Here is a 15,620-nt window from a genome sequence, read left to right as displayed (position 1 = left end):
AAAGCGCTGAACCAAAAAAGATCCCGCAGAGGTTGACACCTCTGCGGGATCTCTCTTTCTGCCACTAAGCTCATGCAGCAGCTTTAAGTACTCAACCAAGGTCAGCCCAGGTTTCACCGTCGGTGTCCTTGGTATAATCGTGGGTGTTGGTGGCCTCCATGATCTCATAGTAGCCCCACACATCCTTCGATACATCGGGGAACTGCCGAAGCTCGTCCGTATGACTGTCCACGAAGGCCTCGTCAGCGGAGCGGCCCAGCATACGGTTGGTAATGGCCGTCACCTCGGAGCGGGCAATGTTGTTGTAGGGCCGGAAGGTCCCGTCCGTATAGCCGTTGATCCAGCCGTACTGAATGGAGCCTACCACTTCCTCGTAGAACCACTCATCCTCGCTTACATCGGAGAAGATATTCTCGCCATCCAGTGCGCCGTTGGTGAAACGCATGGCAATGGCGGTAAACTCCGCACGGGTGATGGTGCGCTCCGGGGCAAACTTGCCGTTGCCGATTCCCTCCACGATGCCCAGGGAGGCCAGTGCCTGCACCGCGTCACGGTACCAGGCCTCCTCAGGCACGTCGGTAAAGGTGACGGTGACCGGCACATCCTGATCCTTCAGCAGATTGTAGAACATCTGGGCCACCTCGGCGCGGGTCATCTTGTCGGTGGGGCCGAAGTTGCCGTTGCCGTAGCCCTGCAAATAGGCTCTGTGCTCCTCGGTTTCCAGCCAGTCAGAAACACCGCTGTTATCCGGATCCGCGGAGTCCAGGCTCCACTTGGCATAAAGCGTTACGGAGGAACGGTTCACCTTGACATCCTCCTCCACGCGATTGGTCAGGCTGCTGTCCAGATACCATCCCTTGAAGATGTAGCCTTCCCGGACAGGCACCGGCAGCTCGTCGTAAGCCTTCACCCAGGAGCGGGACTTGGATTCCGACTGGATCTGCTGGCCGCCATTGGTGTTGTAGCGGAGGGTGTAGGTGTGGGAGTTAATGATCTCTTGCTCATATACAAGCACAAAGGGAGAGAAGGAACCAGTCTCAAACTGAATGTACTGCTTGTCGTTTACTGTTACAAGCTCGGCATCCAGCACATCCGGACCGTTCTTGCTAAGCTCATCGCCCAGATTATTATAATTACGATCCAGCGCATCAAAATGCACCACGTAGAAGTCTTTGCTGGTGTCGAAGTCGTCGGGAACCGGCCAGTAAATGCTGAGCTTCTCATTTTCACCCAGGCTCAGGTATGCGTTGCCGTTCTTGGTGTCCACCAGGTCCAGGTACTGCTGCTTGTAGACATAGTCTCCGGCAGGGATCTTCCCGGTCATGTTTTCCTGGATATATGCCTTCAGCACACCGTCATCCAGGACCTCATCCACCAACAGCTTTACGCCGTCGGTATCGGACAGCTCCACATTGCTGCCGTTGATGTAGTAGGTAACGCCGCCTTTCGGCAGTACGGCAGAAATATTGGAGGAGTTCAACCCGCTTTCCGCGGCGACAATATCTGTCGTAATATTCTCGCTCGTCAGGCCGCGGATCACTAGTTGGCCTTCTGTTCCTTCAACTTTACAGGTATATGTTTGGCCGTTGATCGTAATCTTTGCAGTGACCTTGTCAGCTGTTACTTCATCTGTGTAGATACTCATATCATACGCCTTGTACTGCTCATTGCTGTTGGGCGTAAACTGATCGCTGGTAATTATTTCATCTGTGATCTGATCGGTCAACTTCAGGCGAACAGGAATGTTCCCAGTCCCCTCGCCGGGCACAATGCGGTAGATGTAGCGAGCGGCCTCGACGCCTGCCACATCCGTACTATGGGCAGTTGTGCCGTATAGGCTAAGATTCCATTCTTTTTTGTCGCCGTTCCCATCGTCATAGGTCAGCACAAGCTTATCCGACAGATTTTCTGCATTGGCATAGCCACCCAACTCCTCGTTCATCCAATCGGGCAGGGTGATAAAATATCCTGGCTCCGGCATACCATTGGCAGTTGTTGTCGTTTGACCTTCGCCGTCCACCACACCGGTATAGCCCTCGCCGCCGGTGTAAATAGTGATGTCCGCGGGGGTGATGGTGATGGGGGTGATATCCTCCACATCTACATTCATAACATAACTTCTGTCGGTTGCATTATCACCGGCAATAAAGTTATGCCCAGATTTATAAAACCGCTTGGCCGTCCCGTTGTTTTCAACATAGTAGCCGAAGATCTCTACCAGATAGTAATCTCCGTCCGCCCGGATATCAGAGGTATTGCGGATCGGGATCTCGTTGTTATCTGTAAATACTCTGTTGTAATTGCTGGAGTTTGTCGCCGTGGAGAAGAGCTTAGGTTCGGTTTCACTCCGGGGACCGTTCACACCGTCGTCCTTCTCATCCCACCAGCAGTATTTGAAATAGACATAGGTACCGCTTTCTTTGGCTTCCTCAGTTGCCAGGGGATGGGTAACCTGTACGCCGACAGTGCCGGGGTTCTCCTGGTCCACAGTGACGGTGAGGTCCGGTACACCAGAGCCGGCGTCCTTAACCACACCGCCATTTACCATGTATTCCACGGTGGGCTTAGAAAGCACAGTGCTTCCCGTGACCGTGACGTTCAGATCATCTTTAATGGTACCTACCACATTAGAGGTCGATGTTAATAGCTTGCTGCTGCCTTCGATCTGCCAACCGTTGTCATATCCTGGTATAGCAGCAGAACCGGCATCCGGCAATACATATCCGGCGGTTTTATTCCATCGCCCGCTAGCCACATCCAGCTCATATGCGATAGAGACATTAAACAACTTTTGGGCAGTGCGTATCTCAATTCCGTCTGCGTCAATAAAATGCAATGTAACCGGAAAAGCTTCCTTGGCATAGTTAAAACCGCTGGAAAAACTGCTGTCATGAGTGGCTGCCTCAGCATTCTTATATATTAGCAGTCCGTTATTTCCATATTTAAAAGCATTTGAAGCATAGCCCGTAAAGCTACCATCCTTTACCTCGCGCTCCAATGTAAGCTGGGAAAAAGCAGAGGAATAGAAAGCCTCACTTCCTACAATATCAACGGAGGCAGGAATGCTTCCTACAATGGATGCTGAAGGGGTGAATGCACTTTTAAACGTCTGCTTCCCGATTACCTTTAGCCCGGAGGGCAGCTCAAAATCGGCGGTCTCACTGCCGCCCGCGGTACGCACAAACTCCAGGCCTGTACAACCGTTGAACACAGAACCAGAACTGCCGTTACTCGTGCCCAGCACCTCGAGGGTCTGAGGCAGGATCACGCCAGTCAGGCCGGTACAGCCGCTGAAGGCGCTCTTTTCGATGGTCTCAACCTTGGTATTGGACAAATCCAGTACGCCCTGCAGAGCTGTAGCGCGCATAAAAGCTTGACTGTTAATTTTCTTAAGGCTAGTAGCATTGGAAAAATCCATCTGCAAGCTATATCCGCTTCCAAGACGAAAACCTCCATAACCATCGCCAAGTTCAGTGATGGAGTCGGATACCTCTAATTTCAGATAAAGAGTACTCCCATCTTGGGGTTTGTTGGTATTCAGCCACTCTTGTGAAATTTCTTCCAAAATAGTTCCCGAAATAGTGAGCGCTTCCTCCGGCACCACCATGGGATCATCCGCTGTAAGGCCTGTTCCGTCTCCCTCAGGCGCAGCTATCGCTGTCGTTGGCAGCAGCCCAACAATCATGCACAGAGCCAAACATATTGCCAACAATCGTTTCTTCATTTCATCAATTCCTCCTTTTGAGTTTTATAAAAGGCTATTTCCGACACAAATTGCGGTTGCTTTCCTGGTCTTATGTGCCGGCAATAGGAATTCATCACTCTTACCGCATTGCACCTCCTGTCACAAAACATATACCTTGCCTATCATATGTGTAATATTGTACCCTAAAAAGGTGCGAAAAGGCAAGATAAAACTGCTTTCCTCCCAAAGATTGCTGTGACAGAGTCCGCAAAAAGCAGCAAAAAACAAACAATTCGACCATTTTCACATTCCAAAATCACAGTTCCGCATAAATTCCATATTTTTATAGTCATAACTTAATCTATATTTTATGGTAAATAATTATTTTTGTGATATCACTCAACCGGTGGTGCTGGACACCGGCTCCGCCGATAACGTCGCGGCTCGTTTGGATGACCGGGAACTCTTGCCCTCTCCCCTTCCGATCCCCGGCTGGCGGGCAACGTGGAGGTACTGAGAAGGATGTAAAAAAGGCCTGCCGTTTTACTACGGCAGGCCTTTTGGCTGTTTCAGCAGATAAACATGGCGTCTCCGAAGGAGAAGAAGCGGTATTTCTGCTCTACCGCCTCCTTGTAGGCGGCCAGGATGCGCTCCCGGCCCGCCAGGGCGGACACCAGCATGATGAGGGTGGATTCCGGCAGATGGAAGTTGGTGATGAGGCAGTCCAGCACCTTGAATTTGTAGCCCGGATAGATGAAGATATTGGTCCATCCGGCGCTCTCCTTCAGGGTTCCGTCCTCTGCCGCCCAGCTCTCAATGGTGCGGCAGGAAGTGGTGCCCACGCAGATCACCCGGCCTCCCTCGGCCTTGGTGCGGTTGATGGTCTCGGCGGTCTCGGCGGAGATCATGCAGTACTCCGAGTGCATCTCGTGGTCCAGGATATCCTCCTCCTTCACCGGGCGGAAGGTGCCCAGGCCCACATGGAGGGTCACATAGGCCAGACGCACCCCCATGTCCTCCACCTGCTTGAGCAGTTCCTTGGTGAAGTGGAGACCGGCGGTGGGGGCGGCGGCGGAGCCCACCTCCCGTGAGTAGACGGTCTGATACCGCTCCGGGTCGTTAAGCTCGGCCTTAATGTAAGGAGGCAGAGGCATCTTGCCCAGCTGCTCCAGCTTTTCCAGGAAAATGCCCTCATAGTCGAAGCGGACCAGCCGGTTGCCGCCCTCCAGCACCTCGGTGACCTCGGCGGTGAGCTGGCCCTCGCCGAAGGACACCTTCGTACCCGGACGCATCTTACGGCCGGGCCGCACCAGGCACTCCCAGGTCTTATTGCCCCGGTCGATGAGCAGCAGCACCTCCACCGCTCCCCCACCGGGCTCCCGGTGGCCGATGAGCCGGGCGGGCAGCACCCTGGAGTCGTTGAGCACCAGGCAGTCTCCCGGTCTCAGCAGGGTAGGCAGATCGAAAAAGTGCATATGCTTCGTTTCGCCGGTGTGCTTGTCCAGCACCAGCAGCCGGGAGGAGTCCCGCTTTTCCAGAGGAGTCTGAGCGATCAGCTCCTCCGGCAGGTAAAAGTCAAAATCAGACGTCTTTATGGCTTGCGCACCTCTATTCCAGTATAGTAGAAGGTCAGGATATCCTGATAAGTATAGCCCTGCTGGGCCATGGCATAAGCGCCCCACTGGCTCATGCCCACGTTGTGGCCCCAGCCGGAGCCGGTGATGGTGAACACAGCAGAGCTGTCCCCGCCGCTGCCGCCGGAGGGCGCGGCCTGGGTCACCTGGCCGCTGCCGTCAATGATGTACACGTCGCCGCTCAGCTTGGAGGTGGAACCGCTGCCGTCGATGGCATAGGCCCCGTCCAGGCTGCCGAGGGTACCATTTCCGTTCACCGTGTAGCTCCCTCCCCCGCCGGACGAGCCGCTGCCGGCGGAGCTGGACACGGTGTAATGGATGGACCGCAGCCCCAGGAAGGTGCGGCAGTCGTCCCGGATCTTGCTCCAACTCTTGCCGGAGGAGTCGGTGAAGGTGATCTCAATGGCATTGCCGGTGGGGCTGGTCTTGGTGACCTTGAAGTCCACGATGCCCGAGTTGGTATAGCCCTTGGAATTGAGCAGGTCGGTGAGCTCCTGGGCGGTGTAGGTCACCGTCCAGTTGTAGTTGGGGACCTTGCTGGCCACCGACGCTTCATAGGGGTCGTACTTGCCGATGAGGTAGGCCACGTTGCTCCCCCACACATTGACGGCGCTCTCGGTGGCGCCGCCGTCGTGAGAGGAGTATACCGCCTCAATGAGGGAGCCGTTGTACCAGGCGTATTCGCCATAAGTCTCCTCCACCGCCTTGCTGCTGTTGGCCGTCACCTCGTCCATACCGTAGTACACCTGACAGCAGGTGGAGTTGCAGATGTCGAAGCCCTGGCTCTTGTGCTTGCTGGCGGTGTAGTTGCGGTAAGCGTAGGTACGGGCACTCACCGCCTGGGCTTTCAGTGCCTCTGTGGGCCAGGAGGAGCTCATCTCCCGGACAATGACTCCCTGTACATAGTCCTCCAGGCCAATGACATTGCTCACCGTCAGGTTGCCGCCGCTCACCCGCTGATACTGGAAGCCGCCGTAATAGGTACAGCCCCGGAAAATGGTCTCGGTCTTGACGCTGTCGTCCAGGCCGGGCTTGATGCCCAGACACTTGGAGGCGCTGTCAAACTGGAAGAGGATCTGGCTGGTGCCCGTCTTGACCACCGACACCCCGGCGCTGGAGGTACCAACCACCTCGGCGTCCCCAAGGCCAAGGCTGGTCTGGGCGGCCTGGGCAGATTCCTTGTCCAGGTAGGCCCCCACTCTGGCCTGCCACGTCCCGTCGATCCAGGCCGCAAAGCCGCCGGAATAGGCGGAAGCGGCCGCGGCAGCCTCGTCGTAGGAGCTGTAGCTGCCGGGCAGCTTCAAATGCCAGCAGCCCACGGCGATATTGGAGGTAATGGTGTCGTAATAGCCGCTCCACGTCCCCACCTTGCCGTAGTAGACATTCTGGGTTTTGACCACCGAGATGGCGGTCTCACTGGTGGCGGCCAGCTGCTGAAACACCCGGTTGTCGTCATAATAGCCCAGCCGGTACCCGCTGCCCACATCGTTGAGCAGGTTGGCGCCGGGCAGGGCGTTGGAGCCGTAAAAGATACCCACTTTAATGGTGGGGTCCACCGCCACCGAGGCGGCGGAGGCCGGCGCCTGGCTCAGTGGAAGGGCAATGGCCAGGGCCAGGGCTGCAATCTGCACAATTTTTTTCATCTTTCCCGTTTTCATTTGGCGGAAATCCCATCTCGCTTTCGTTGACACTTTGCCAGAACTTGTGGTACAATTTTGCAAACTAAATAGCGAAATTACATTTGCAGGATAGAGGCGCGGCTCTTCAAGAGTAGCGTGGTGAGGGTGCCGGGCCCGGTGAACCGCGTGAAAGGGGAGGCCGCCGAAGGGACGCTCCCGGTGGTGCGTTTGCCTGGTCGCCCGGATAAGATCCGTTCGACTGTCGCCGCACACGCGGCGGAGTGCTGTCTGCTTTTGTCTGGTATGGTCGGGGACGCGCTGTCCCTGTCATTATAGTACAAAATCAGCAGTTCTGTAAACTGCTGATTTTCTTTTTCTTTTCGCTATGAGTTTCCGGTCTGAGACAGGCCGGTGTTGGAATAAACTTTGAGCAACGGAGGTATGGTCATGGAAAAATACAAAGTAGGCGTCATCGGCGGCACCGGTATGGTGGGCCAGCGTTTTGTTTCCCTGCTGGAGAATCACCCCTGGTTCCAGCTCACTGTCATTGCGGCCAGCAGCCGCTCCGCCGGCAAGACCTATGAGGAAGCCATCGGCTCCCGCTGGGCTCTGGAGAATCCCATGCCCGAAGAGGCCAAGAAGATGGTGGTCATGAACGCGGAGGCCGATATCGAGGCCATTGCCTCCCAGGTGGATTTTGTCTTTTCCGCCGTGGATATGAAGAAGGAAGAGATTCAGGCTCTGGAGGAGGCCTACGCCAAGCACGAGTGCCCCGTGGTCTCCAACAACTCCGCTCACCGCTGGACGCCCGACGTGCCTATGGTGGTGCCGGAGATCAATCCCGAGCATATCAAAGTCATCGAGGACCAGCGAAAGCGACTGGGGGTGGAGCGCGGGTTCATTGCCGTTAAGTCCAACTGCTCCCTCCAGAGCTATGTTCCCGCCCTGCACCCCCTGCGCGGCTTCGGCCTGAACCAGGTGCTGGTCTGCACCTATCAGGCTATTTCCGGCGCGGGCAAAACCTTCGACACCTGGCCTGAGATGGTGGACAATGTGATCCCCTACATCGGCGGCGAGGAGGAGAAGAGCGAGCAGGAGCCCCTGAAGCTGTGGGGCAAGGTGGAGAACGGGGTCATCGTCAACGCCCAGTCCCCCGCCATCACCGCCCAGTGTCTGCGGGTGCCCGCGTCCAACGGCCATATGGCCGCTGTGTTCGCACGCTTTGAGAACAAACCCTCTATGGAGGAGATCAAAGAGATCTGGGCAAATTACAAGGGCCGTGCCCAGGAGCTGGCCCTGCCCTCCGCTCCCAAGCAGTTCCTGCACTACTTTGAGGAGCCCGACCGTCCTCAGACCCGGCTGGACCGGATGACCGAGGGCGGCATGGCGGTCTGCATTGGCCGTCTGCGTCCCGACACGCAGTACGACTATAAGTTCGTCTGCCTGTCCCACAATACCCTTCGCGGCGCCGCGGGCGGCGCAGTCCTTCTTGCCGAACTTCTGTGCGCGGAGGGTTACATTTCAAGGAGGTAACCCTAATTATGAGAGAGCCTGTTTTTACCGGAGCCTGTTCCGCCATCATCACCCCGTTTGACCACAGCGGCGCCATCAACTACGATCAGTTCGGGAAAATCATCGACGAGCAGATCGAGCGGGGCCTGGACGCCATCTGCGTCTGCGGCACCACCGGAGAGTGTTCCACCCTGACCATCCGGGAGCACATTGCCGCCGTGGAATACTGTGTCAAGCGGGTGAACGGCCGGGTCAAGGTCATTGCCGGCGCGGGCAGCAACGATACTTCCGCCGCCGTCTACCTGTCCCAGCACGCCCAGGACTCCGGTGCCGACGCCCTGCTGCACGTCACCCCCTACTACAACAAGGCGTCCCAGACCGGCCTCATCAAGCACTACGAATACATTGCCGACCGGGTGGATCTGCCCATTATCCTCTATAATGTGCCCTCCCGCACCGGCGTTTCCTTCACCGCCGAGACCTACAAGGTGCTCTCCCAGCACCCCAACATCAACGGCGTCAAGGAGGCCAGCGGCAACTTCTCTCTGCTGGCTCACACCCTGGCCATCTGCGGCGACGACTTCTATGTCTGGTCGGGCAACGACGACCAGGTGGTCCCCATGATGAGCCTGGGAGCCAAGGGCGTGATCTCGGTGGTAGCCAACATCGCTCCCGAGGTCATGATCCAGATGACCCACCTGTGCCTGGAGGGCAAGTTTGACCAGGCCGCCGCCCTTCAGCTGGGCTACATGGACTTCATTGACGCCCTCTTCCTGGAGGTCAACCCCATTCCCATCAAGGCTGCCATGAATCTGGCGGGCTACGACATCGGCTCCCTCCGCCTGCCTCTGTGCGATATGAGCGACGGACCGCTGGAGACCCTCCGTCAGTCTATGGTCAAGGTGGGACTGCTCTCCGCCTGAGCCACTGGGAAAGGATGTTGGAAATGCTTCGTTTGATCCTCTCCGGCTGCAACGGCCGGATGGGCCGGGCAGTGGAGCACCTGTGCGCCGCCCAGCCCGACCTGGAAATCGCCGCCGGATTTGACCTGCTGGGGACTGGCGACCGGGACTTCCCCGTGTTCTCCTCCCCCGCTGAGTTCCAGGGGCAGGCTGATGCCCTCATCGACTTCTCCTCCCCTGCCGCCCTGCCCGCTCTGCTGGACTTCTGTTTGCAGCGGAACATCCCGGCAGTGCTGGCCACCACCGGCTACTCGGAGGAGCAGCTGGCCGCCATCGGCCAGGCGGCGCGGGTCATCCCCGTGTTCCGCTCCGCCAATATGTCCCTGGGAGTCAATGTGCTGCTGGCCCTGGTACGCCAGGCAACCGCGGCTCTGGGGACGGACTACGATATTGAGATCGTGGAAAAACACCATAATAAAAAGGTGGACGCCCCCAGCGGCACCGCCCTCATGCTGGCCGACGCGGCGGCATCCGCTCTTCCCTACCAGCCCGACTATGTGTGTAACCGCCACAGCGTCCGCAAGGCCAGAGACAAGGAGGAGATCGGCATCTGCTCTGTCCGCGGCGGCGGCATCGTGGGAGATCACGACGTGATCTTTGCCGGTGAGAATGAGGTCATCACCCTGAGCCACTCCGCCATGAGCCGAGAGGTCTTTGCCTCCGGCGCCATCCGGGCGGCCCGATTTCTTGCCGGTATGGAGGCCCCTGGTCTCTACTCCATGACTGATCTGGTCCAGGCCACCCTTTCCTAACAGCAAAAAAAGACCGCCCAATGGGCGGTCTTTTTTCATTCTTTGTCCGGCGGTGTTTGGGGCTGCTCCTCCAGGGGCTTGCCGTTGCCGTCGATTTTTTTTGCCTTGAGACGCTTGTTGACCCACTCCCGAACCAAAGCATAGAGCACAGCGAAGGTAGGCACGCCCAGGATCATGCCAGGGAAGCCAAACAGGCCGCCGCAGGTGACAATGGAGATGAGCACCCAGATGGCGGACAGGCCGGTGCTGTCGCCCAGGATCTTGGGCCCCAGGATGTTGCCGTCAAACTGCTGCAATCCGATGACCAGGGCAAAGAACCGCAGGGCGGCCCAGGGGTCCACGATCACCAGAATAAACAGACAGGGAATGGCGCCGATGATGGGGCCAAAGAAGGGGATCACATTGGTGACGCCCACGGTGACGCTGACCAGCATGGGGTAGGGGATCCGGAAAATGGCGCACAGGATGAAGCAGAGCACGCCGATGATGGCGGAATCGATGATCTTGCCGTTGATAAAGCCCACGAACACCCGGTTTGCCTGACCGCATACCCCCAGCAGCCAGTCGGACCGGCGCTTGGACACGGTGGCGTAGAGGAGCTTTTTCAGCTGGGGTACCAGCCGATCCTTCCCCGCCAGCATATAGATAGAGGAGATCAGGGCGGTGATACCCGCAATCACGCCGCTGCCGATGGCAAAGCCCACATCCAGCAGCTGGGGCAGGGCCTCCGCCGCTTTTGCGGTCATGTTGCTGATCATGTTTTGGAAGTTACCGAACATATCGTTGATGGCGTCGGCATCCAGATCAAATTGCTCGGTCAGATCCTGCACCAGCTGATCCAGGCTGGTCAGGTAGGTCTGCATATTGCCCGCCAGGTCCTTGACGCTCTGTACCACCTGAGGCACGATGAGCCCCAGCAGAATGGCCACCACCGCAAAGGCCAGCACATAGACCAGCAAAATGGACAACGCACGCTTAAACCGGTGGTTGGGAAAGAGTTTTCGCTCAAAAAAGCACATGGGGGTATTGAGCAGATAGGCAATGGCAAAGCCCACGATAAACGGGGACAACACCCCCATAAACTGGTTGATTCGGACAGTTACTACGCTGAAATGGTTCAATCCCACATAGAACAGGATGGCAACGATGAGCACAATGAGCAGCTGCACATGGCTGCCATCCAGGATGTACCATTTCTTCTTGTTCTTCGGGTCCTCTTTTTCCGGCACAGTGCCTTCCTCCTTTGCAGCCGCCACACACATTGCCGGGGCGGTAAGCCTTCCAACAGGTTTATTGTATCATGCCTGTTTGTCGCCTGCAACCAAAGTCAGGTAAAATTAAGAAAGGGGCTGCCCCACTGACGGCAGCCCCTGAACACTCAGCCCTGCAGAGAGGCCCGGTGGAAGACCTTCTTGCCCTTCTTGATCATGACACCGTCGCCGGAGAGCTGCTCGGCAGTCACGGCAGTGTATACGTCCGTTACCTTCTGGCCGTCCAGCTCCACGCCGCCCTGCTCGATGAGGCGGCGGGCCTCCTTCTTGGAGGGTGCCAGCTTACAGGCCAGCATCAGGTCCAGGATACCGATGGCGCCGTCGGTGAGCGCACCGGCCTCCAGGGCGGTGGAGGGCACGTTGCTCATATCGCCGCCGCCCACAAACAGGGCCTTGGCAGCATCCTGGGCCTTTTGGGCCTCCTCCTCGCCGTGAACCAGCTTGGTCAGCTCAAAGGCCAGGATCTCCTTGGCGGTGTTGAGCTGGCTGCCCTCCCACTTGTCCATCTCGTCGATCTGCTCCAGAGGCAGGAAGGTGAGCATCCGCAGGCACTTGAGCACATCGCCGTCGCCCACGTTGCGCCAGTACTGGTAGAACTCGTAGGGGCTGGTCTTATTGGGGTCCAGCCACACGGCGCCCTTGGCAGTCTTGCCCATCTTCTTGCCCTCGGAGTTGAGCAGCAGGGTGATGGTCATGGCGTGGGCGTCCTTGCCCAGCTTGCGGCGGATCAGCTCGGTGCCGCCCAGCATATTGGACCACTGGTCGTCGCCGCCGAACTGCATATTGCAGCCGTAGTGCTGGAACAGATGGTAGAAGTCGTAGGACTGCATGATCATGTAGTTGAACTCCAGGAAGGAGAGGCCCTTCTCCATGCGCTGCTTGTAGCACTCAGCCCGCAGCATATTGTTGACGGAGAAGCAGGCGCCCACCTCACGGAGCAGCTCAATGTAGTTGAGCTTGAGGAGCCACTCGGCGTTGTTCACCATCTGGGCCTTGCCCTCGCCGAACTCGATGAAACGCTCCATCTGCTTCTTAAAGCAGTCACAGTTGTGCTGGATGGTCTCCGGGGTCATCATGTTGCGCATATCGGTACGGCCGGAGGGGTCACCGATGTAGCCGGTGCCGCCGCCGATGAGGGCGATAGGACGGTTGCCCGCCATCTGGAGCCGCTTCATCAGGCACAGAGCCATGAAGTGACCCACATGGAGGGAGTCGGCGGTAGGGTCAAAGCCGATGTAAAAGACGGCCTTGCCCTCGTTGATCATCTTGGAGATCTCCTCCTCGTTGGTGACCTGGGCAATGAGGCCACGGGCCTTCAGTTCTTCGTAACAAGTCATGTTCATTCTCCTTTATCTCAATGGTGTAGTCATCAGTATAACCGCTTTCCGCAGTGGGGACACTTGGCGTCGTCCATGTCGTGGAGGATTCCGCAGTGGGGGCAGGGGACCTGAGCAATGCCCGATCCCTCATCCTGAGAGATGCTTCCCGACAGATAAAAATCTAGGTGTTGGCAGCTCTGGCAACACCATAGCTCCACAGGCATTAAATCTTCCATCCCGTTCCGCTCAAGATTCCCTCTCAAATGCCAGCCCGGCACACCTTTTTTCAGAAAATGCTGTCCAATGCAAGCCATCTCCCCGCCGCAGCGGGTACAGACATTCCGATCCACAAAATCCCCCTTTCATGCAAAAAGCCCTCTGTCCGTTCGGACAGAGGGCGTAAAAACGCGGTACCACCTCTGGTTCTCCGTTTTCTCACAAAAACGGCCTCATGCCGTGCCAACACACGGCGGCGCGATAACGGGCGCACCCGACACGGCCCTACTGGGGGTCTCCCCTGTTCAGGCGGCTGCTCCAGAGTGTATTTCCCAGCCTGTCCCCTCCCCCTCTCACCAAACCGGGGGTTCTCTGGGCGGGACGGGGGTTGGTACTTCTCCCTGTCATCGCAGTGTCATATTGATGAGGATTATAATCGCTCTTGCTCCGTTTGTCAAGCAGAAAAGGGGTACTCAACAAAATCTAGCTTTTGTGTAGTTTCTTGTAGGCCTCCGCACTGTCCAGCAGCTCCCCAGCGGCGCCAAGGGTGGCGTCCGTGATGTGCTCACCGGAGGTAAGCCGGGCCAGCTCCTCGCACCGGCGCTGACGGGTCAGCCGCTCCACCTGGGTATAGGTCCGGCCGCCCCGCTCCCCCTTCTCCACGGAGAAGTGGACGTCGGCCATGGCGGCCAGCTGAGGCAGATGGGTGACGCACAGCACCTGCTTGGCGCGGGCCACATCGGCCAGCTTTTCCGCCACCTTCTGGGCCGCCCGGCCGGACACGCCGGTATCCACCTCGTCAAAGACCATGGTGCCCACCTGATCGTTTTCCGCCAGCACGTTTTTCAGGGCTAGCATGATGCGGGCCAGCTCACCGCCGGAGGCAATCTTCTGGATGGGCTTCAGGTCCTCGCCTACATTGGCAGACATAAGGAACTGCACCTCGTCCATGCCGGTGTCATCCATAGCGAACTCCCCCGGCTTGGGTCCAAACTCCACCTGGAACCGGACCTTGGGCATATCCAGCTGGGCCAATTCGCTCTGAATCCGCTGTTCCAGCGCCTTGGCCGCCTTCTTTCTACTCTGGCTGAGGGTCTCCGCCGCCTTTCTGGCGTCGGCCAGGGCTTTGGACTGCTCCTTCTCCAGCCGGGCAATGGTATCGGTAGAAAACTGGATCTCATCCAGTTCTTTTTTACAGCGGTCCAGATAGTCCAGCATTTCGTCCACCGAATCGCCGTACTTCTTCTTCAGCCGGTGAAGCACATCCAATCGGCTCTCGATCTGATCCAGCTCCCCCGGCTCAAAGTCGAAGGCGTCCCGCAGATCCCGGATCTGCTCGGCAATGTCGTCGGCGGCGCAGCGGAGTTCCACCAGCTTTTCCAACAGCTCGGCGGCCTGGGTGCTGATGCGGCCGGCGGCATGAAGAGACTGCTCCGCCTCCCCCAGCAGGGCAGCGGCTCCTTCCCGTTCATCATCACCGGACAGGGCCAGATGAGCCCCTTCCACGCTCTCCATCAGCTTGCCGGCGTTGCGCAGCAGATCCCGCCGCTCCGTCAGCTCCTCTTCTTCCCCGCTCCGCAGTTCAGCCCGTTCCAGTTCGCCGATCTGAAATTCCAGGCTGTCAATGCGCCGGGCCTTCTCCGCCTCGTCAATCTGGAGGGCGGAGATCTCCCGCCGGATGGCGGCCAATCTATTATAGCAAACCCGGTAGGCATCCAGATCCGCCCCGGTGGCTCCAAAGCCATCCAGGTAATCCAGGTGACACCGCTCGTCCAGCAGCTGCTGGCCGTCGTGCTGGCCGTGGATATTGAGCAGTAAGCGGCCCAGCTGCCGCAGCTGGGAGACGGTGATGAGCCGGCCATTGATGCGGCAGATGTTCTTTCCGTCTGGCTGGATCTCCCGCTGGATGAGCAGATTGCCCTCCTCGTCGGGGCCTACGCCGTTCTCCCGGAACCAGTCCAGCTCTGGCAGGCCGGTAAACACCGCGTTGACCAGGGAGGACTTTGCCCCGGTACGGATCAGATCTCGGCTGGTGCGCTCCCCGATGATGGCCCCGATGGCATCCACCACAATGGACTTGCCCGCGCCGGTCTCGCCGGTGAGGACGTTAAAGCCTTTGTCAAACTGGATGTCCGCCGTCTGGATCACCGCAATATTCTCAATGTGAAGCAGAGAGAGCATGGTATCACCTGTCCATCTATTTCAGCATGGCATGGATCTCGTTGCAGAAGGAGGCAGCATCCTCATTGGTGCGCATGATGAGGATGGCGGTATCGTCTCCCGCCAGGCTGCCCACCAGGCTGGAAATATCCATGCCGTCAATGGCGGCGCAGGCCGCAGAGGCCAGACCGGGCATGGTTTTCAAAACCACGATATTCTGAGCCACATCAAAGGAGGTAACGCCCTCCTTGAAGATGGTACGCAGCCGTCCCGCGATATTCAGGGAGGCCTTCCGCTCCGAAACGGCGTAACGATAGGTCCCGTATCCGGTCAGTTCCTTAATGAGGTGGAGTTCCTTGATGTCCCGGGAAATGGTGGCCTGGGTGGACTGCACCCCCCTGGCCCGCAGCTCCGTCAGAAGCTGATCCTGGGTATCAATATCCTGCTCCGCAATGATCCGCAAAATCTCCTGCTGCCGTTTCGCTTTCAT

At 57.8% G+C, this 15,620-nt stretch carries 10 protein-coding genes, 1 riboswitch and 1 other annotated feature; of the genes, 3 read left to right on the top strand and 7 right to left on the bottom strand.

Going from position 1 to position 15,620, the window contains the following annotated elements; genetic code table 11:
* Positions 1-91 precede the first annotated feature (91 nt).
* The 3 genes from B5E56_RS08435 to B5E56_RS08425 all read right to left on the bottom strand — a co-directional run bounded on the left by B5E56_RS08435 (position 92) and on the right by B5E56_RS08425 (position 6,962).
* Positions 92-2,755: an S-layer homology domain-containing protein gene (locus tag B5E56_RS08435; RefSeq protein ID WP_242958859.1), complete on the bottom strand. Its 2,664-nt coding sequence runs from the start codon at positions 2,753-2,755 to the stop codon at positions 92-94.
* A gap of 1,499 nt (positions 2,756-4,254) precedes the next feature.
* The gene (queA, locus tag B5E56_RS08430; protein ID WP_087389437.1) at positions 4,255-5,280 is read right to left on the bottom strand and encodes a tRNA preQ1(34) S-adenosylmethionine ribosyltransferase-isomerase QueA; all 1,026 of its coding nucleotides are present in this window, start codon (positions 5,278-5,280) and stop codon (positions 4,255-4,257) included.
* Positions 5,277-6,962, bottom strand: coding sequence for a SpoIID/LytB domain-containing protein (locus B5E56_RS08425; protein ID WP_087389436.1), 1,686 nt, complete (start codon positions 6,960-6,962; stop codon positions 5,277-5,279). The genes queA and B5E56_RS08425 overlap by 4 nt, the downstream gene beginning before the upstream one ends.
* Positions 6,963-7,060: 98 nt before the next feature.
* Positions 7,061-7,233, top strand: a riboswitch (Lysine riboswitch).
* A gap of 152 nt (positions 7,234-7,385) precedes the next feature.
* On the opposite strand from B5E56_RS08425, the gene asd reads away from it, so the two are divergent.
* Genes asd through dapB form a run of 3 tightly spaced genes read left to right on the top strand, consistent with a single transcriptional unit; the run spans position 7,386 to position 10,164 of the window.
* Positions 7,386-8,471 (top strand): aspartate-semialdehyde dehydrogenase, encoded by a 1,086-nt coding sequence (asd, locus tag B5E56_RS08420; RefSeq protein ID WP_087188058.1) that lies wholly within the window; start codon positions 7,386-7,388, stop codon positions 8,469-8,471.
* An 8-nt stretch (positions 8,472-8,479) separates the two neighbouring features.
* Complete coding sequence (gene dapA / locus B5E56_RS08415) at positions 8,480-9,373, top strand: 4-hydroxy-tetrahydrodipicolinate synthase (RefSeq protein WP_087188057.1); 894 nt, start codon at positions 8,480-8,482, stop codon at positions 9,371-9,373.
* A gap of 23 nt (positions 9,374-9,396) precedes the next feature.
* Positions 9,397-10,164 (top strand): 4-hydroxy-tetrahydrodipicolinate reductase, encoded by a 768-nt coding sequence (dapB, locus tag B5E56_RS08410; protein ID WP_087389345.1) that lies wholly within the window; start codon positions 9,397-9,399, stop codon positions 10,162-10,164.
* Between the two features lie 35 nt (positions 10,165-10,199).
* Here dapB and B5E56_RS08405 read toward each other — a convergent pair whose 3' ends face one another.
* The 4 genes from B5E56_RS08405 to B5E56_RS08390 form a co-directional block, all read right to left on the bottom strand.
* Positions 10,200-11,393 (bottom strand): AI-2E family transporter, encoded by a 1,194-nt coding sequence (locus B5E56_RS08405; RefSeq protein ID WP_242958856.1) that lies wholly within the window; start codon positions 11,391-11,393, stop codon positions 10,200-10,202.
* A 149-nt stretch (positions 11,394-11,542) separates the two neighbouring features.
* Entirely contained in the window at positions 11,543-12,772 is a 1,230-nt protein-coding gene (gene tyrS / locus B5E56_RS08400; RefSeq protein ID WP_087266440.1) for a tyrosine--tRNA ligase, read from the bottom strand.
* Between the two features lie 372 nt (positions 12,773-13,144).
* Positions 13,145-13,387, bottom strand: a binding site (T-box leader).
* A 66-nt stretch (positions 13,388-13,453) separates the two neighbouring features.
* Positions 13,454-15,151 carry a DNA repair protein RecN gene (gene recN / locus B5E56_RS08395; protein WP_087389344.1) on the bottom strand — a complete coding sequence of 566 codons (1,698 nt, stop codon included), beginning with the start codon at positions 15,149-15,151 and terminating at the stop codon, positions 13,454-13,456.
* Between the two features lie 16 nt (positions 15,152-15,167).
* Positions 15,168-15,620: an arginine repressor gene (locus B5E56_RS08390; protein ID WP_087188051.1), complete on the bottom strand. Its 453-nt coding sequence runs from the start codon at positions 15,618-15,620 to the stop codon at positions 15,168-15,170.

Origin of the sequence: Flavonifractor sp. An112, assembly GCF_002161085.1 — a bacterium.
Lineage (GTDB): Bacteria > Bacillota > Clostridia > Oscillospirales > Oscillospiraceae > Flavonifractor > Flavonifractor avicola.
The sequence above is the reverse complement of the archived record's forward strand: the minus strand, read 5'-3'. Positions and strand labels throughout refer to the sequence as shown.